Origin of the sequence: Gordonia sp. (in: high G+C Gram-positive bacteria) (assembly GCF_047600565.1) — a bacterium.
Lineage (GTDB): Bacteria > Actinomycetota > Actinomycetes > Mycobacteriales > Mycobacteriaceae > Gordonia.
In genome coordinates, this window is sequence record NZ_JASGKN010000001.1 from 2,112,816 (window position 1) to 2,131,453 (window position 18,638).

Here is an 18,638-nt window from a genome sequence, read left to right on the forward strand (position 1 = left end):
GGCCGGTCAGTACAGGACCGGGGCGAGGACGTTCCAGGCGTTCGGAAGGTCGTTCTTCCAGTACGTCCACGAATGGGTGCCGATGAGACGGAAGCCCGGCGTGTAGCGGACACCGGCGGTGCTCATCTCGGCGGCGAACTCCAGCGAGCAGCGGTAGGCGCCGGCCTCCAGCGCCGAGCCGGCCGCGATCTGGGCGTCCTCCGGACCGTCCTTCGGGTCACGCTTGACGGTCAGGTCCTGCGGGCCGACCGCACCCGAACCGGCCGACAGGTAGATGGCCTTGCCCTTGAGGGTGTCCAGGCGCAGTGACGGATCGTGATCGCGCCAGCGCTTGGTTCCGGGGTTGCCCCACATGTTGGAGGCGTCGCCGCCGGACTTGGCGACGGTGGTGCGCACGTAGGCCTCGTTGGCCGGGCCGGACACCGGCGGGCAGCCGCTCAGCGAGGCGACACCCTGGTACAGGTCCGGGTGGCGGGTGGCGAGGGTGAACGCGGACTGGCCGCCCATCGACAGGCCCATCACCGCGCTGCGGCCGTTGGTGCCGAACTCCTTGGCGATGATCGGCGGCAGCTCCTCGGTCAGGAAGGTCTCCCACTGCGGCTTGCCGAGCTTGGGATCCTTGCGGATCCAGTTGGTGTAGAAACTGCCGGCACCGCCCGCCGGAAGCACCACGTTCACATCGCGTCCGGCGAAGAAGCCGGCCGCGCCGCCCTTGGTGATCCAGTCGCTGACGTCCTTGCCGGCGTCGGCGCCGTCGAGCATGTAGAGGGTGCCGCGGGCGCCGGGCTCTCCGCTCGGCGACAGGACGGTCACCGGAACGGTCTCCTTCATCGCGGCGCTGCGCACCTTGAGGTCGACGCGGTTCACTCCACGCTTGACCTTCTTCACCACGGCCGTGGAGTGCGGCGCGGCGTCGGCGATCGCCGGAGCGACCGCCGTCACGGCGAGCGTGACGGCCAGTGCGCAGGACGAGGCGATCCGGACGGGTCGGGTGATCATGCGTGCGAAGTTACAGGTGAGACATTTCTATTCGGTAAAGACAGCCTGAGAGCCCTCTGAGCACACGGCGACAGAACGCCCACGACCTGCGGATACACTGCCGACATGTCGGATGCGCAAAACTCTTTCGCCTTCGTGGCCCAGGTGCCGGTGCGCTGGTCGGACGCCGATGCGTTCGGCCACGTCAACCATGCGCGGATGGTCACCCTCATGGAAGAGGCCCGTATTCAGTGGCTGCTGTCGGCCGGCGAGGAGTACGCCCCGCTGATCAAGAGCGCCATGATCGTGCACGTCGAGATCCGCTACCAGGCGCAGCTGCGCCACCAGGACAGTCCGCTGTCGGTGGCCATGTGGATCGTCTCGCATCGCAGCGTCGACTTCACGATCGGCTACGAGATCCGGGCCGCCGACGCGCCCCTCGACTCGAAACCGGCCTGCAAGGCGAGCACCCAGATGGCGGTCGTCGACATCGAGGCGCATTCGCTGCGCCGCCTGACCGACACGGAGAACGAATACCTGCGGCAGTGGGGCCGGGCACCCCGGAGTCAGCGCCCGTCGGGCTCGTAGCGCTCGGGAAGCTCGGGCATCGCCATCGGCGGGGTGATGCGGGCGATGTCGCCCTGCAGCACGTCCCGGTAGATCCGCAACTGTTCCTCGCCGGCCTTCACCTGCTCGGACAGACGGCGAGTCTGATCCACCGACATCTCCCGATCGCCGGAGCGGGCCACCAGTTGATCGATCCGAGCGTCCAGGGTGCTGGCGCGGTCGTATTCCTCGAGCACCCGCAGTTCCACCGCCGCCGACTCGACGGTGCGGGCGATCTCGGCGAGCGCCGCCACCCGATCGAGGAGTTCGGTCCACACCGGACGGAGGGCGGCCTCACGCCGGTTCAGGTGATCGGCGAAGGCCTGATCGAAGCCGCCGTTGGCCCGGGCGCGATCCAGTTCGAGCCGCAGTGAACGCAGGGCGACGATGTCGGCGGCGATCTCGGCGAGCTCGGCGTGCAGGTTCACCTGCGTGCGCTGCACCTCGAAGAAGTCGGACCGCCACGCCGGATTCCCGACGATGCGGTCGTAGAAGTGTCCGGCGACGAACTGGATGGTCTCGTAGCCGTCGGCGAACGACGCCCCACCCCGCGTGGTCAGCGTCGACGACAGCGGCGCCCCGAGGGCCTCGTTGATCCACTCCTCGACGTTGCTCGCCGCGTTCCGGCCCGCGAACTGACCGACCAGGCTCGCCACCCGGTCGGCGGCCGCCGAGCCGGCGCGGCGGACGGTTCCGCCCGCCGGCAGATTCGCAGCGGGGGTACCGAGCAGCCCGGCGAACAGGCGCTCGCGTTCGTCGATCTCCAGGTACAGGTTCTCCCGGCGTTCCCGCCGGATCGCCCGCGTGCTGCTCGCGAACACACCCTTGCCGATGACGACGATGCGTCGCGCATCCTCACGGCGGCGGACCATGCCGGACAGCCGGGTGCGAAGCACGGTGGCGACCATGTTCGGCACGCCCGAGCCGAGCTGCTTCTCGACGTGCGCGATGTCGTGCTGCAGGCGCCGCAGGTCGGTGTACGACGACCCCGTCAGCCGCGGCACCGGCAGTCCGGTGGACATGCGGCGCACCAGGATCGACCGGGGTCCCGGCTGCAGGTAGCCGCCGGCGATCAGCAGGGCCGCGTCGTCGGACAGCGGCGGCGGATCGCCCGGAAGACGCGACTGCTGCGCCCACGCACGCAGGTCCGCGGTGCTCACCCCACCGGTGCCGTTGTCAGCCATGAGCCGAGTCTACCGGCGCTGCGACCGTCCGCCGAGGACGTTCTCCCAGGGCGTAGGGCTCCCAGGGCGTAGGGGCTGCGGTTCAGCCCGGCAGGTTCTCCCACCGGCCGGCCACCAGCAGTGCGGCCGCCAGCATCCGGGATTCGCGCGGACGCGTCGGATCGAGCCCCGTCATCTCGTGGATGCGGCGCAACCGGTAGGTGTAGCTGTTCGGATGCACGTGGAGTTCGGCCGCCGCACTCTTGCGATCGCCGCCGTGTTCCAGATGCGCGTAGAGGGCCTCGAGGAGATGCGGCTGATCGAACAGCGGCTCCACCAGCTCCGCGAGACGGTCACGGGCCGGGGACGGCCGGGTGACCTGGTATTCGAGCATCAGATCGTCGATGCGGTACACGCCCGGCCCCCGATTGAGCCGATGCGCCAGCCGGCCGAGTTCCGCCGCCTCCTGCGCGGCCCGCGGGATCTCACCGGGACCGATCCCGTCGAGCAGGGCGACGTACACGCCGACCCCCAGCTTCTCGGTGGTCTCCTTGGCGAGGACGTCCCAGCGGGGATCGCCGATCTGCGCTTCGAGGGCCGGCTCGGAGATGAGCGCGATGCCTTCATGACCGTTGAACATGGCCGGCGTGATGTCGGCGGTCAGTTCGTCGAGCCCGGCCTGCAGCACCCGGCGACGGCGGCGCAGCAACAGTCCGGGCGGTGCCTCGTTCGGATCGACGTCGAGTTTCAGCGACGCGACCAGGTACCGGTCGCTGACCGAGGTGTTGGCGCGTGCGGCCAGGGCCGCCGCCGGCCGGCCGTTGACCAGTGCGTCGCAGAGTTCGCGACGGGCCTCCCGCTCGGCCTCGAACGCGGAGTCCTCCATGCCCATGTAGGTGTCGACCACCACCAGGTCGATCGCGGTCAGCACACGCAGCAGCCGCCGGCCCAGCGTCACCAGCTGATCGGTTTCGTCGGGACGGGCTTCTTCGGCCGCCGCATCCAGCAGGACCTGCGCAGACAGATGGATGCCGGTCACCAGCCGGCTCGGCGGGAGGCGCTCCTCGACATGCTGAAGGGCCACGGGGCGGACCACCTCACTGACGGCCGCGTAGTCTGGCTCCTCGTCGGAGGCGATCGCGCCGAGCACCGCGTAGCCGGCGGTCACGACCACCGGGAGCACATCCTGGTCGTAGTGGTCGTCGGGCATCCCCATCGGCACGACGCTGGCGAGTCCTTCGCCCATCAAGCGGCCGGCGAGATCGGGCCACGACTCGAGGAGCCGGCCGGCCAACGATTCCGGGTCGGCATTTGTCTCCTGCGACGAATCCTCGGCCAATTCTTCTCTCCTCAGTGCAGTGACCATGCGCATTGTCCCTGCATAACGTGGTATCCGGCCCCGGGGGTCCAGCCATCGAAGTATCAGCAAACCTACGCCCGGTACGCAAACCGGGCAGAGAAGTCGGGGGAGAACCACCTTGCGAATCGCACACAAGCTGAGCACTGCGCTCATGACAGCCGCCGTCGCGGTGACCGCCGCGGCCGGCACCATGGTCGTGGACTCGGCCGCCAGCGCCGCGCCCGCTCCGTCGGAGCAGGAGGTGCTCGCGAAGTACGGTCGCACCACCGTGTCCGGCAAACGTCTGCCGATCCAGTACACGCAGGGCGTCGGTCCGATCCCGTCGGGCTTCATCGGCGGCTGGCTGTACGGCCAGGCGTACCCGAACGCCGCTCCGCAGGGTGCGAACGACTTCAACTGCAAGCCGAAGGAAGGCCAGAATCCGGTCGTCCTGGTGCACGGCACCGCGGAGAACGCCTTCAACAACTGGGCGTACATGTCCCCGGCTCTCAAGAAGGCCGGCTACTGCGTGTTCGCACCCAACTACGGCCGCACCGACCTGCTCGATCAGGGCGGCATGATGACCGTGATGCCGGGCATCAACGGTGTCGCCACCATCAAGCAGTCGTCCGACCAGCTGCGCCGCTACATCGACGTCGTCCTCAAGCGCACCGGCGCCAAGAAGGTCGACATCGTCGCCCACTCGCAGGGCGGGCTGGTGGCCCGTCACTACATCAAGTACAACGGCGGCGCGAACCTGCGTGACACGTCGAAGAACAAGGTGCAGCGCCTGGTCATGCTGGGTACGCCGAACCACGGCACCACCCTGCTGGGTATCGCGGCGATCGGTCGCGGCATGGCCGACATCGGCCTGGACCTCATGCCGCTGTACGCGTGGATGTACGGCGCCGGCCCGATCGATCAGTCCGTCGGCTCGCCGCAGGTCAAGCGCCTCAACCACGGCCGTATGACCTACCCGGGCATCGAGTACACGTCCATCGAGACCAAGTACGACGAGATCGTCACCCCGTACACCAGCGCCTTCATCAAGGGCGGCGGCGTGAAGAACATCCTGCTGCAGAACGGCTGCGAGCAGGACACCTCCGACCACCTGTCGATGGTGTACTCGAACCGCGTGCTCTCGCTCACCAAGCGGGCGCTGGCCAAGGGCGATCCGACCGCCAAGCCGGTCAAGATCCAGTGCTCGGCCAACCCGTGGGTGTTCAGCTTCTGAGCCGACCCGCACCACACCTCCGGCGCCCGCCGCGACCGTTCCGGTCCGGCGGGTGCCGGCATCTCTATTGAGGCAGCGGGTTTCCCCAGCGGCCGGCCAGCAACAGTCCGGCCGCCAGCATCCGGGAATCACGCGGACTGTTCGGGTCGAGCCCGGTCAGTTCGTGGACGCGGCGCAATCGATACAGGTAGCTGTTCGGATGCAGGTGCAGGCCGTCGGCCGCGGCTTTGCGGCTGCCGCCGTTCTGCAGGTGCGCGATCACGGCCTCGAGCAGATGCTCCTGGTCGTAGAGCGGCTCGACGAGTTCGATGAGCCGGTCGCGGGCCGGGCTGGGACGCGTCACCTGGTATTCGAGGAGCAGATCGTCGATCCGGTAGGCGCCCGGCGTGCGTTTGAGGCCCATCGCGAGGCGGGCGAGTTCACCGGCGATGCCCACCGATTCGGGAACCGCGGCCGGAACCACCCCGGACATCACCGCCACGTAGGCGTCCGCTTCGAGTCGTTCCGTCAAGTCCGTGGCCAGCGCATCCCAGCGCGGATCGGAGGCCAGCTGCACCTGCCCGGAGTCGGCGAGTAGGGCGACGCCTTCGATGCCGTCGAACATCGCCGGAACGATGTCGGAGGTGAGTTCTTCCAGGGCCGACCGGAACAGGCGCTGACGGCGGCCGCCCATCAAGGCCGACGACGCTTCCGGCGAATCGTCGTCGAGCCGCACCGACACGACCAGATAGCGGTCAGCGACGGTCGTTCCGGCGCGGACCGACGCGTAGCCGGGTTCCTTTCCGGCCGCGATCGTCGCCAGCACGGCTTGACCTGCGACGACGACGGCCGGCAGGACATTGTCGTCGTAGTGGTCCTCCGGCAGATCCGAGGGCACCGCATCGCCGAGTCCGCGCGCGACGAGGTCACCCGCGATGTCCGGCCAGCGCTCGAGAAGACGGGCGGCCAGCGGCCGTCCTTCTCCGGACCCGTTCGTGAGGATCGACGAATCGACGGCCATCCCTTTCTCACTTTCTCGCAGTGACTCGGTTCCCTCCGGCCGCTTACCGTGAGCCATGTCCGACTCCGTGAGCTGCCGAAACAGCCCGGGCGATACGCCCACGGTCTCGGACCACCGAAGGCGGTGAACCATCCGTCATTGAAGTACCCCGCCGTGCGCGGCGGGGACCGAAGACGGAGATTGCTTTGCGATTGAACATTACTTGCCGGGCGGCGGCGGTCGCCGCCGCCGCGACCGCACTGGTCGCGGTCGGCGCCACCTCACCGGCTCCGGCCGACGCCGCTCCCCTGCCCCCGGTACCGAACTCGCACGGTCACGGCCCGCTGTCGTCGGGCTTCTGGTCCGGCTACGCCTTCTCGCAGTGCATGCCAACATCGCACCGCAGGGCGCCAACGACTTCCACTGCAAGCCGAAGGCCGGCCAGAACCCGGTCGTCCTGGTGCACGGCACCTACGAGAACGCCTACAACAGCTGGGCGAACTTCGCCCCGGCGCTGAAGAAGGCCGGCTACTGCGTGTTCACGCCGGACTACGGCAAGGCGACGGTGCTGAACCAGGGCGGCGTGATGACGGTTCTGCCCGCCATCGAGGGTGTCGCCCCGATCCGGGAATCCGGCAAGCAGATCGCCGGCTACATCGACCGGGTGCGTAAGGCCACCGGTTCGGCGAAGGTCGACGTCATCTCGCATTCGCAGGGCGGCCTGGTGATGCGCGAGTTCCTCAAGTACTTCGGCGGCGCGAACCTGAAGGATCCGTCGAAGAACAAGGTGCAGCGGCTGATCATGATCAGCACCCCGAATCACGGCACCACCCTCGACGGCATCGCCTCGATGAATCGCGCCGTGGCCGACGCCGGCCTGGACGCGACCCCGATGTTCGCGTGGACGCTGGGTGCCGGCCCGATGGACCAGGCGGTCGGATCGCCGGCCATCAAGGCACTCAACAAGGGCCGGGTCACCTACCCGGGCATCGAGTACACCGCGGTGTCCACCAAGTACGACGAGGTGGTGACCCCGCACGAGACCGCCTACCTGCATGCGCGGGGCGTGAACAACCTCCTGCTGCAGCAGGGCTGCGAGCAGGACACCTCCGATCACCTGACGATCACCTACTCGGCGCGGATGCTGTCGATCGCCGAGCGTGCCCTCGATTCGGGCAAGCCGGCCGCGCAGCGCACCAAGGTGCTGTGCCGATCGAATCCGTGGCTGTTCGTCTGGTGACCCGACGGTCCGTTTCGGCCCCAGTGAGCTAGCCCCGACGCCCGCCGCGACCCTTGGTCCGGCGGGTGTTCGGCGTCGTGCCGCCCGCGGCGGCACGCCGGGCCTGCTTGGCGAGCGCCTTCTCGCGGGCGGAGCGCTTCGGGGCGGGCTGATCGCCGCGCGAGGAGGTCGCCTTGCGGCCGCGGACGATGCCGATGAACTCCTCGACGAGGTCCGAGGTGGGTTCCGGCCAGAGCAGTGCGACGGCGGACGCCGGGCCGTCGATGATCGGGCGGTACACCAGATCGCGCCGATGGTGCAGCCGCGCGAGGGACTGCGGCACCACCAGGACGCCAATGCCGGCGGCCACGAGTTCGCCGGCATCGGCGGTGGTCTCCGGACGATGCTCGACCGGTGCGCCGGGACACTCCGGCCAGGTCAGGACGTCGTCGAGGGGCTGCAGGACGGGTTCGCCGGCGAGGTCGGCGACGGTCACCTCGTCGGCCGCGGTGAACAGATGGTCTTTCGGGACCACGACCACCGGGGTCTCCTCGTACAGCCGGATCGCCGACAGATGCGGATCGCCGCCGACGTCCGGCCGGGCCAGGGCCGCGGACGCGTCCCCGGCGGTCACGAGGGCGGCGGCGCCGTCGGCCGGGCACTCGATCAACCGCAGCGGGATGCCGGGCCGGCGTTCGTGCCAGATCCGTACCCATTTGGCCGGCATCACGCCGGGCACGTAGGCCAGCGTGAACTCGGTGCCGGGATCGCTGTTCACCGACTCAGCGTAACCATCCGCCTCTCCCGCCACACCAGCCCTCGGAGCAGGTCAGAGGTCGATTCGTTGCACGTGAAACCAATGAGGCGTAACGGACAGGGCCTCGAACACGACGAATCGATGCATCCCGCCGCCGATCAGGCCGCGGGAGACACGTGCGGAAAAGCGCCTGTCGAGCCCGATATGAGGTGTACTAAAAGCTATGTCCCGTAGTTTGACGGCGATCGCCGCCACGTCCCTGATGCTGCTCCTGCCCACCGGAACCGGCATCGCACTCGCCGCACCGGGAGATCCGGAACCTACGACCAGCGCCCAGCCCGCCGATCCGGCGAATCCCGACGACAGTCCGGCCCAGGACGGCGCGCTCCGCGTCGGCATGGATCTGCTGGGTTCGTCCAACACGATCATGATGCCGGGTCAGGGCTACGACTTCGTGCTCAACATCGCGGTCCCCGATGGCACCACGCCGGCCACCGTCACCGGCCGCGTGACCGTCCCGGCCTACGTCACCGGCGGCACCATCGACGTCCGCCAGGGTGACCGTGTCCTGTCCCGCACGGCGGTCCCGACGGCGCCGAACGCACCCATCAGCCTGCCGCTCACCGGCATCAAGGTCGACGAGACCACCCGCTCGGCCAGCGTCACGCTGCACAGCTACCTGCGCACCGACGGCTTCTGCGACTGGGAGCCGGACGACTCGTTCCGCATCACCGACGCCGGCGTCACGTTCTCCGGCACCCCGGCGACCCCCACGACGGTCGCCGACTTCCTGCCCCCGGTCACCACCGGCGTCACCCTCTACGTGCCGCAGGACGTCCGCAAGGACGAAGGCGCCGCCGCCGTCGGTCTCGCCACCGCGATCGTCGCGCACTACACCGGCGCCCCGATCCGGGTGCAGACCAAGTCGCTGCCGCGCTCGGCCATGCGGCCGCCGGCCACCGCGGATCCGCTGGACCGGCAGATCGTCGTCTCCGAAGACGAGCAGGGCGGCCTCGCCCTCGCCGACGACGGCCGGTACCTGACCGTGGGCGGCAAGGATCTCGGCCAGGAGGCCGCGTTCCTCACCTCGGATCTGTCCCAGCTGGCGATGGGGTCGGCGGCGCTCCCCGGCCCGTCCGTCCCGTCGCCGCAGCTGCCACGCGAGGTGCAGACCCTCGCCGACATCGGTGTCGGCGACCAGCACGTCACCGCCCTGGGCTGGCCGTCGCTGGCCGTCGGTATCGACCAGGCCCGCCTCGGCCGACCCGTCCAGAACGTCCGGGTCCAGATCCAGGGCACCTACACGCCGCCGCCCACCGCCACCGGCGGCCAGGTGGTGGTGCGCTCCGGCGACCGGGTGATCGACACCTGGGCCGCGGACGCATCGGGCGCCTTCAACCGCTGGGTGACCGTCCCGAACGACGTCCTGCACCGCTACACCGAGCTCCGGGTGACCGTGGAACGCGGCGACACCCGCGGCGGCTGCGGCGATGAGACCCGCGCGAGCCTGTCGCTGTCGTCGGCCGGTCAGATCCAGGTGGATCCGGCCAGTCCCCCCGTCCCGGCCGGCCTCGAATCGGTCCCCCAATCACTGATGCCCCGCACCCAGCTCGCATGGACCAAGGGCGACGTCGCCGACGTCACCCGCGCGGTCACCGTCATGACCGGTATGCAGCGGCTGTCGGCGGTGCCGCTCGGAGTCGACGTGGTCGACATGAATGCGCTCAACGCGTCGCAGCCGGAGGTCCTGATCTCCGGCGACGGCACCGGACTGCCGAACCTGACGCTGCCGGTGCGCGGTGACGGCGACGGCCGCATCGAGGTCACCGGGCTCGACGGTCAGCCGGCCGTCACCAACATCCCGCACGTGCCGTTCGGGTCGCTGCAGGCCTACTGGGACGGCAAGCGCTCGGTGCTGGCCGCCACGTCGACCGATGCGCCGAATCTGCTCGACGACGCCCTGGACTGGCTGAACGCCGACCCGACCCGGTGGTCGTCGCTGTCCGGCACCGCCCTGCTGCAGGCCGCCGATCACGCACCGGTGTTCTACGGACGGTCGACGGCCGCCGCTCCCGCGGCCTCCGGCATGAGCACGCTCGCGAAGGCCGGCATCGGTGTGGCCGTGGTCGTCGCCGCGCTCGCCGCCGTCGCCGGCCTGCTGCTCTGGCGGCGTCGACGCCCGGCACCGGCCGTCACGGCGGCCGCGGACACCGATGCCGACGGCACCGGGGACGCGGACCAGAACTGACGGCCGCCCGATGACCGTCAGCGCCCCCGGGGAGGACCTCGGCCCCGCCGATCCGGACGTGATCGACGACGAGGTCGAGGCTCCCCGGCATCCGCCGCGGGTGGCGAACACGTCGTGGCGCATCGCTCTCCGGTGGACGGTGCTGGTGGCGCTGACGGTGTTCGCCTACTGGGGCACACTGCGGGCGGTGGCCTTCGAGATGTCGGAGCGGACCCTTCTGGTCTACCTGCCGGTGGCACTGGTCCTCTGCCTGATCGCCGCGCTCGGCGTCACGCTCCGGCACGATCAGGAGCCGCCGATCTACGACCGCGACACCGATTTCATCGTCGGGATCGTGGTGCTCGTGCTGGCGTTGCTCCTCGAAGGTCTGCTCAACCGGCGCTACATGCCCGCCTATCTGGTGACCCACGTCGACGTGTTGTCGATGGTGGTGTTCGTGTTCGGCGGCTGCGTGCTGCTGTTCGGGCTGCGCCCGACGATGCGATACCGCTGGGTGTGGGTGCTGAGTCTGTCGATGTTCCCGCTGCCGTTCCGCATCGCCGTCCTGTCTCTGGGCGGCAGCCGGATCGCGGCGGGCGCGGTGATGCTGCTTCTGTGCGTCGCGGCGACCGTCGTCGCGGTCGGCTACAGCCGCCGGGCCGCCCTGTGGGGCGCCGTCGCGTCGGCGATCCTCGGGTCGGTCCTGCTGGTGTTCATCGCGATCATCGATCCTCACGGCCGGGTCGGCGACTACATGTGGTGGCCGTCGGTCGGGTGCGCGTTCATCATCGCCGCCTTCGTGTACGTCCAGCGGCGGATCCCGCACCGCACACTCCGCATGTTCCCGGGCCGCGAGCTGCGGCCGCTCACCGCACCGCAGGTGCCGCGCGCGATGATCCTGCTCGCGGTCGCCGCGGCGATCCTGCACTTCGTCAGTGTCCCGAAGGTGACCGTCGACGACGGCCCGACGATCGCCGGGCTGCGGACCGCGCCGCCGCTGATCGTTCCCGCCGACTGGCATCAGATCCGCTCCACGCCGCCCGGCCCGGTCACCGTCTACGGCTGGGACGCCACCCGCGACCGTCAGGTGCTCGAACAGAACCAGGGCGATCCGCGCTTCGATGTGCACGCCCGTCCGCGCCGGGTGGCCGTCGACGTCATCGACACCGCGCTGCCGATGACCCTGGACGTCTACCTGCCCACCTTCACCTATCAGATCGACGACACCCGGTTGTCGCCGCCGGTCGACGTCGCCCTGCCGCACGGGGTGTCGGGGGTGCTGCAGACCATCGTCGACGACAAGCGGCTCCTCACCTACAACCGGATGATGTGGCGGTGGAACGACGGAACGCGCACCCAGCAGGTCACATTGTTCTCCGTCGACAACCACGAGGCGAGCGCCGGCTTCCCGCAGTTCCGCCGCAAACGCGACACGTGGCATGCGATCAGCGGCATGCTGACGCTGGTGCTGCGCGGCAACGCGGTCACCGAGGACCTGAATCCGCGGTTCAAGGACCGGGATCTCCTCACCGAACTCGCCGGCGACCTGATCGAGACGCAGATCGCGTCGACGGGCGGCGGTCATGGCTGAGGGCACCCGTTCCATCGACGATCTGATGGCCGACGACGACTACTGTCAGGCCGCGCTCGTCGACGCGGTCGACGGTCTGCGCACCCGCTTCCCGGATGCGTCGGCGTCGGTCGCGTTCACCCGTTCGCAGAAGATCACCGCCGGCGTGATCGCGGCCGTGGTGATCGGGTGTGCGATCGCCTGGCCGATGCCGACGGCGACGGTCCTGGTCTGCACCATGACCGTGATCTATGTGCTCGCGCTGATCGACCGGTTGCTGATCTTCCAGCGCGGCCTGATGGGCGGCGCCATTCACATCCCTGACGAGCAGGCCCGTGCGATCGCCGACGACGACCTGCCGAACTACACGGTGCTGGTGCCCGCCTACAACGAGCCCGAGGTGGTCGGCGATCTGATCGCGAACATGCGGGCGCTGGAGTACCCGCCGGAGAAGGTGCAGGTGCTGCTGCTCCTGGAGGCCGACGACGACGTGACCATCGAGGCGGCGCGCGGACTCGACGACGACGGCATGGTGACCGTGGTGAAGGTGCCGCCCGCCGATCCCCGCACCAAACCGAAGGCCTGCAATTACGGCCTGCATTTCGCGACCGGCGACATCATCACCATCTTCGACGCCGAGGACGAGCCGGACCCCCTGCAGTTGCGCCGGGTGGCGGCCGCCTTCGCCGATGCCGACGACGACGTCGTCTGCGTGCAGGGCAAGCTGAGCTTCCACAATGCGAAGGACAACACGCTCACCGAGTGGTTCACCGCCGACTACGGCATCTGGTTCGGTTTCCTGCTGCCGGGCATCATGGCGAGCCGTTCACCGATCCCGCTGGGCGGCACGTCCAACCATTTCCGCAAGTCACTGCTCGACGAGATCGGCGCCTGGGATCCGCACAACGTGACCGAGGACGCCGACCTGGGGGTCCGGATCGCCGCACGCGGTTACCGCACCGCCGTCATCGATTCGGTGACCTTGGAGGAGGCGAACGTCGACGGCATCAACTGGGTGCGCCAGCGGTCGCGTTGGTACAAGGGCTACATGCAGACGTGGCTGGTCCACATGCGGCATCCGGTGCAGTTGTGGAAGGCCATCGGTCCGGTGCAGATGTACCGGTTCACGCTGCTGCTCGCCGGCACCCCGGCGATCGCCTGCATCAACATGCTGTTCTGGCTGATCCTGATCACCTGGATCACCGGCGCACCGCCGGCGATCGCGAAGCTGTTCCCGGTGCCGTTCTACTACCTGGCGCTGGCATCGCTGGTGTTCGGCAACACCGCCGCGATCTACATGAACATCATCGCGATCCGCGAAGACGACCGCAGTGAACTGTTCTGGTCGTCGCTGCTGGTTCCCGCCTACTGGGTGATGATGTCGATCGCCGCGATCAAGGGCATGTTCCAGTTGATCACCAGCCCGTCGTACTGGGAGAAGACGGTGCACGGTCTGGCGGACTCGTCGAACAAGAACAGCGACCCCGACCCGGGCCACGAGGACGGCACCTCATGACCGCGACCGTCGCCTCCCCGGTCCACGTGCCCGACGCCCACCCGGCGCCGGCCCGGCCGTCCCGGCGCCTCACGCTCACCGTCTTCGCCGTCTGTTGGGTGATCTATCTGGCCGTCGGCATCTATCTGGCCGTCGACCAGCAGTACTTCTTCGGCGACGCCCTGTCGCGTGTCCAGGCGGCGCAGAGCGTCCTCTACAGCCGGGATCCGCATCTGTCGGCGATCGGCTTCATCTTCACCCCGCTGACCGCGGTCGTGCAGTTACCGCTGATCGCCCTGTCGCCGTGGTTCCCGGCGCTGACCGCGGACGCCCTCTCCAGCGTGATCATGTCGTCGGCGTTCATGGCGGGCGCGGTGGCCGTCCTGACCGGGGTCGCCCGCGATCGCGGGGTACCGCCCGCTCTGACGCTGGTCGTGGTGGGCGCGTTCGCCGTCAACCCGATGATCGTGCTGTACGGCGCGAACGGCATGAGCGAGGCGCCGGCGGTCTTCTTCATCGTGTGGGCGGCGCGCTGCCTGATCCGCTGGGTGGACACCGACGACGTCCACGAGCTGGTGTCGGCCGGCATCGCGCTGGCTCTGGGCTTCCTCACGCGCTACGACCTGGGTGCCGCCGCCGGTCTGGCCGCGTTCTTCGTCGCCGTCGTCAGCTACCGGCGTCCACAGCGCACCGACAAGAAGCGGCAGCGTGCCCTGATCGACGCCGCACTGGTGCTGGCGCCGGCCGGCATCGCGTTCGTCGCCTGGGCGCTGACCAGCTGGATCATCAACGGTGAGCTGCTCGCCCAGTTCACCTCCGAATACGGCAACGCCGCCATCATCGCGCAGTCCGGCGGCACCGGCTCCACCACGACCGGCCAGGCGCTCGGATTCTCGGTCACCGAGATGCTGATCATGGCGCCGCTCCTGCCGGTGCTGCTGGCCGCCGTCTTCGTGGTTCGGGCACGACGACGGCGTCTGTACCCGCTGGTCGCGGTCCTGGTGGTGTGCGTGGCGGTGCTCGGCTTCCAGACGTTCACCTATCTGCGCGGGTCCACGTTCGGCTTCCTGCGCTTCTATCTGACGGTCGTGCCGCTCGCTGCGGTCGTCGCCCTCCTCGCGGTCCCCGCGACCCGGCTGGTGCCGTGGCGGCGTCTCGGCCGCGAGGCGACGTTGCCGACGATCGCCGACCTGCGGCGGTTCGTCTACGCCGGCCTGGCGGTGCTCGCCGCCGTCGCGATGGTGCTGGCGGTACCGGTCACCGTCGCCGGGATGGGTTCGCCCAAACACGCACCGCAGGAGTTCGCCCTCCGCACCGTCGTCGATCCGGATCCGAGGTCGGTGGACAAGGAGTATCTGGACGGACGGAAGGTGGCCCGCACCTTCTCCACCGAGCGCTCGCTGGCCGACTATCTGGATTCGCTGAACCTGCCGGACGGCTCGGTGCTCACCGACACCGTCTACGGGTTCGCCGTGGTGGTGCGGTCCCGGCATCCGAAGCAGTTCGTGATCCCCTCCGATCAGGACTTTCCGGAGATCCTGAACGACCCGGTCCACTTCGGCGTCAAGTACATGCTGTCGGTGCCCGACACGGGGCGCGGCAAGTCCGATGCACTGAATCTGCGCTATCCGACCCTGTACGAGACGGGCGCCGACATCGCGGTGCTGCGGATGGAAGCGCGCAATCAGGGACAGGACCAGCCGGACTGGCGTATCTATGAAGTCGTCGGGGATCCCGGCGATCCGGGCGGCGGGTAATCTCACCGCCGATGAGAGCCGGGGAACGCGACTGGGTGCTGAGCGAACTCGCTCTGCTCCTCCTGTTGCTGATCGGAGGCAGTTTCGTGGTCTGGCACAACTCGCACGACCCGGGTCCGGGCGATCTTCCGTCCCATCGGGTGACCGCGACGGCGAAGGGCCTGCAGCTCGACGGCAAGGCCTGGTGGCCGACCGGTTTCAACGCCTACCAGCTGGGCACCGACTGGTCGCTGAACGTGGGCTGCGGCGCTCAAGTGGACCTGGATCAGTACTTCGACGCCCTGCCGCCGCGCTCCCTCACCCGGTTCTCCCTGTTCGCGCCGTTCACCCAGCGCAAGGACAACGGCAAGGCCGACTTCTCCCGCATCGACGACGTCTTCGCCGCCGCCACCCGCCACGACCAGCTGGTGCTGCCGGTGCTGGCCGCCGGCGACGGATCCTGCGACGGCGAGAAGTTCCGGGACCACGACTTCTACACCGGCGGCTGGAAGACCGCGAAGGAGTCGGTGCACGGGACCTACGCCGATTGGGTGCGCACCGCCGTCGACCGCTGGAAGGACGAGCCGATGCTGGTCGGCTGGACGGCGATGGGCGAAGCCGAGCCCGGCGTCTGCGGCACCGGCGACTGCAAGGACTACCGCAACCGCACCTGTCCGGCCGACGCCACCGCCGTACTGCGGACCTTCTTCGATGAGACCGGTGCGCTGATCCGCTCCATCGACTCCACGCATCTGCTGTTCGCGGGGCTCACCGGCGGCGGTCAGTGCGGCACCGCCGGCGATCAGTACGCCACGGTCGGCGCCTCGGACGGCATCGACGTGCTGGAGTACCACGACTACACGCTCACCGACCCGGTCCCGGACACCGAGTCGATCCCGGCGCGCATCGAGCAGGCCACGAAGCTCGGGAAGCCTCTCTTCGTCGCCGAGCTCGGCTACGAGGGCGGGTCGTGCCGTCCCCTCGACGAACGGGCGTCGGCCCTGCGCGCGCGCATCGAGGAGTTGCGCGGCCACGGGGTGGCCGGCGTGCTCGCGTGGTCGTACGTGCCGGATCCCCGTCCGTCCGAGTGCACGCTGGACATCGGTCCCGGCGACCCGCTGTGGCCCAGCCTGGTCTGACCCGGCCTGCTCTGATTCAGCGCTTCATCGACACTTCGAGGCCGCCCTGCCCGGGCACGGTCACCGATTGGAACGGCCCGTTCGGGTCGCGGACGAAGTCCGTGTACTCGCGGTAGTGCGATGCCCCGCTGACCACGTTGTCGCATACCACCAGCGCACCGCGCCGCAGCTTCGGGGCCAGGAGTTTCAGTGCGGGTGCCGCCATCGGGATCCAGATGTCGACCAGCACGAAGTCGATCGGCGCGTCGATGTCGACGAGGGTGTCGCGCAGGTCGCGCTCGAGGATGTCGGCGTAGTCGCCGAGGCCGGCGTCCTCCAGGTTCTGCCGTGCCGCCGCGACCTTGCCGGGCTCGTGTTCGGTGCCGATCACGACTCCAGGTAGCAGAGCGCGGCCTTCTCCGGGTCGAGGACGACGTACTTGTCGGCCAGCCACTGTTTGCCGTGCTCGGTCATCGTCGGATCCCAGGTGCCGCGTGCCGCAGCATCGGGAGGATCGGGGGCAGGGACTGCCGGCGACTGGCCTTCTGCAGTCGTTCGGCCACGCCGCGAGCGCGGGGATCGAGCGGTGACGGAGCGAGCTTGCCCATGTCGGGTTCCTTCCTAGACCGGTTCGGTGGACACGTCGGCGTCGGCGAGTCGTCGGGTGAAGGCGTCGGCGAAGCGTGCGCCGTACCCGTCGAGCCGGTCACCGTCGACGACGACGCCGAAGCTCGTCCGGGTGCCCAGGACCAGGACGGTGACCGAGAACGAGTAGCCGACCAGCGGCGACAGTGCGATGAGGTCGTCGATCGATGTACCGAGGACGGTGCGGACACGCGTGAAGCCGGGGTTGATCCCGATGTGGACGTCCGGCGACATCCTCCGCATCGATGCGTTCGACAGCACCCGGAAGATCGGCCAGGGTGCGCGTGGGGCGTCGTCGGCGGCGGCGAGGTACAGCTCGGGCCGGTCCCGCTCGATCCGTTCGAGCTGGGTCCGGATCGCCGGCAGCTGTTCGTCGATCGCACTCCGGTTCCCGGCCAGGTTCAGCAGTGAGACCGCGACCGCGTTGCCGGTGTGGCGGAATTCCTTGTCGAGCGTGACCGGCAGGGTGACCCGCAGGTTCTGCGCCGCCGTACCGGTCGGCGGCGCAGCGCTGAGCGCGGCGCCGGTCGCCGCGAGCAGGTACTCGTGCACGGAGGCGTCCCGGGCGCGCGCGGCCCGCCGCAGGTCGCGGGTCGGCACGCTCAGCCAGGTGGTCTGACGGTGCCCGGCGTCGCCGAGCCGCGGCCAGTCGCGGCCGGCGGCGCCTTCCTCCCAGGACGCTCCGAAGGCCGCCTTCGCCGTTGCGAGGTCGGTCGCGTCGATGCCGCTCACGTGGAAGCGGGGGCTGGTGGCGAATCGGTCGAACTCGGCGAGCTCGGCGTCGTCACCGTCGGCGAGCAGGGCCGAGAACGCCGCGCCGGCGATGCCGTCTGACAGGCTGTGGTGCACGCGGAGCAACAGGTGCTGCGCATCGCCGGGATGCCGCGGCGTGAAGACGGTGAGCTGCCAGAACGGCCGGCCGCGCTCGAGATGCTCGCCCATCAGGGCGCCGATCGCCGTGTGGAGGCCGGCGTCGTCGTCGTAGGTGTGCTCGACGACCTGCACGTCCGGATCGATCGCGTCGACGGTCTGCACCCGGGGCCGGCGCCAGCGCCCGCCGGTGATCCCGGTGCGGAAGATCTCGTACCGGTGGGCGCGCTCGGCGACCCGGCGGCGCACCGCGTCGAGGTCGAGGGGCCCGGCGGCGGGATCGAGTCGCAGCAGCATCGCCCAGTGCATGGGCCGGGCCGGGGTCTCCAGATGCAGGTACGTGTGGTCCTGCGGTCCGAGGTCGATCATCTAGACGCCCGCGTCGGCCGGTGCCAGTCGGGAACGGACGAGGGTCTCCAGGTCGTCGACGGTCGAGGTCTCGAGCATCTCGCGTTCGGTGAGTTTGACGCCCAGGCGTTCCTCGATGGCGACGACGCCGATCGCGAAGCCGACCGAATCGAGTCCGAGGTCCTCGACGAGACGTGATTCACCACTCACGTCGTCGGGGGAGAGATCGAGGTCCCCGACGAGGATCTCCTTGAGGACGTTCTCGACATGGTCCGACACGATTGGCCTCCTGAGCTCGTGAAATGTCGCCGTTCGCACTTCGCGTGGATCGCGGGGCGTGGCGAGAGTCACTGG

The 18,638-nt window shown here is 69.2% G+C and carries 16 protein-coding genes; 8 read left to right on the plus strand and 8 right to left on the minus strand.

From position 1 onward, the window contains the following. Positions 1-6: 6 nt before the first annotated feature. Positions 7-999 (minus strand): alpha/beta hydrolase, encoded by a 993-nt coding sequence (locus QM774_RS10360; protein WP_414975791.1) that lies wholly within the window; start codon positions 997-999, stop codon positions 7-9. A gap of 105 nt (positions 1,000-1,104) precedes the next feature. Between QM774_RS10360 and QM774_RS10365 the strand changes: the two genes are divergently transcribed. After that, complete coding sequence (locus QM774_RS10365; protein WP_414975792.1) at positions 1,105-1,566, plus strand: acyl-CoA thioesterase; 462 nt, start codon at positions 1,105-1,107, stop codon at positions 1,564-1,566. On the opposite strand, the gene QM774_RS10370 is transcribed toward QM774_RS10365, so the two are convergent. Together QM774_RS10370 and QM774_RS10375 are read right to left on the minus strand one after the other, a co-directional pair. Then, on the minus strand, positions 1,545-2,768 hold the full coding sequence (locus QM774_RS10370; RefSeq protein WP_414975793.1) for a hypothetical protein: 1,224 nt from the start codon (positions 2,766-2,768) through the stop codon (positions 1,545-1,547). The two genes, QM774_RS10365 and QM774_RS10370, sit on opposite strands and share 22 nt — an antisense overlap. A gap of 82 nt (positions 2,769-2,850) precedes the next feature. Further along, on the minus strand, positions 2,851-4,113 hold the full coding sequence (locus QM774_RS10375; protein ID WP_414975794.1) for a PucR family transcriptional regulator: 1,263 nt from the start codon (positions 4,111-4,113) through the stop codon (positions 2,851-2,853). A gap of 145 nt (positions 4,114-4,258) precedes the next feature. Here QM774_RS10375 and QM774_RS10380 point away from each other — a divergent pair, with 145 nt between their 5' ends. Further along, complete coding sequence (locus QM774_RS10380) at positions 4,259-5,320, plus strand: esterase/lipase family protein (protein ID WP_414975795.1); 1,062 nt, start codon at positions 4,259-4,261, stop codon at positions 5,318-5,320. Between the two features lie 64 nt (positions 5,321-5,384). Here the strand turns inward: QM774_RS10380 and QM774_RS10385 are convergent, their stop codons facing one another. Continuing rightward, positions 5,385-6,320, minus strand: coding sequence for a PucR family transcriptional regulator (locus QM774_RS10385; protein ID WP_414975796.1), 936 nt, complete (start codon positions 6,318-6,320; stop codon positions 5,385-5,387). 361 nt (positions 6,321-6,681) lie between these two features. Between QM774_RS10385 and QM774_RS10390 the strand changes: the two genes are divergently transcribed. After that, complete coding sequence (locus QM774_RS10390; protein ID WP_414975797.1) at positions 6,682-7,539, plus strand: esterase/lipase family protein; 858 nt, start codon at positions 6,682-6,684, stop codon at positions 7,537-7,539. 28 nt (positions 7,540-7,567) lie between these two features. Here QM774_RS10390 and QM774_RS10395 read toward each other — a convergent pair whose 3' ends face one another. Continuing rightward, positions 7,568-8,245 carry a LysR substrate-binding domain-containing protein gene (locus QM774_RS10395; protein WP_414976647.1) on the minus strand — a complete coding sequence of 226 codons (678 nt, stop codon included), beginning with the start codon at positions 8,243-8,245 and terminating at the stop codon, positions 7,568-7,570. 253 nt (positions 8,246-8,498) lie between these two features. Between QM774_RS10395 and QM774_RS10400 the strand changes: the two genes are divergently transcribed. From QM774_RS10400 to QM774_RS10420, 5 genes are read left to right on the plus strand one after another with little or no spacing between them, the layout of a single operon-like run. Then, complete coding sequence (locus tag QM774_RS10400) at positions 8,499-10,523, plus strand: hypothetical protein (RefSeq protein WP_414975798.1); 2,025 nt, start codon at positions 8,499-8,501, stop codon at positions 10,521-10,523. Between the two features lie 10 nt (positions 10,524-10,533). Next, positions 10,534-12,093 carry a hypothetical protein gene (locus tag QM774_RS10405; protein WP_414975799.1) on the plus strand — a complete coding sequence of 520 codons (1,560 nt, stop codon included), beginning with the start codon at positions 10,534-10,536 and terminating at the stop codon, positions 12,091-12,093. Then, complete coding sequence (locus QM774_RS10410; RefSeq protein WP_414975800.1) at positions 12,086-13,588, plus strand: glycosyltransferase; 1,503 nt, start codon at positions 12,086-12,088, stop codon at positions 13,586-13,588. Before QM774_RS10405 ends, QM774_RS10410 begins: the two co-directional genes overlap by 8 nt. Then, the gene (locus QM774_RS10415) at positions 13,585-15,324 is read left to right on the plus strand and encodes an ArnT family glycosyltransferase (RefSeq protein ID WP_414975801.1); all 1,740 of its coding nucleotides are present in this window, start codon (positions 13,585-13,587) and stop codon (positions 15,322-15,324) included. The genes QM774_RS10410 and QM774_RS10415 overlap by 4 nt, the downstream gene beginning before the upstream one ends. An 11-nt stretch (positions 15,325-15,335) precedes the next feature. Next, positions 15,336-16,442, plus strand: a complete 1,107-nt coding sequence (locus QM774_RS10420) for a beta-mannosidase (RefSeq protein WP_414975802.1) — start codon at positions 15,336-15,338, stop codon at positions 16,440-16,442. A gap of 16 nt (positions 16,443-16,458) precedes the next feature. Here the strand turns inward: QM774_RS10420 and QM774_RS10425 are convergent, their stop codons facing one another. The 3 genes from QM774_RS10425 to QM774_RS10435 all read right to left on the minus strand — a co-directional run bounded on the left by QM774_RS10425 (position 16,459) and on the right by QM774_RS10435 (position 18,563). Further along, on the minus strand, positions 16,459-16,812 hold the full coding sequence (locus QM774_RS10425; protein WP_414975803.1) for an O-methyltransferase: 354 nt from the start codon (positions 16,810-16,812) through the stop codon (positions 16,459-16,461). A 230-nt stretch (positions 16,813-17,042) separates the two neighbouring features. Next, a complete protein-coding gene (locus tag QM774_RS10430; protein ID WP_414975804.1) occupies positions 17,043-18,305 on the minus strand; it encodes a wax ester/triacylglycerol synthase domain-containing protein in 1,263 nt (420 codons plus the stop codon). Continuing rightward, the gene (locus tag QM774_RS10435; RefSeq protein WP_414975805.1) at positions 18,306-18,563 is read right to left on the minus strand and encodes an acyl carrier protein; all 258 of its coding nucleotides are present in this window, start codon (positions 18,561-18,563) and stop codon (positions 18,306-18,308) included. It lies immediately after the preceding gene. Positions 18,564-18,638 lie beyond the last annotated feature (75 nt).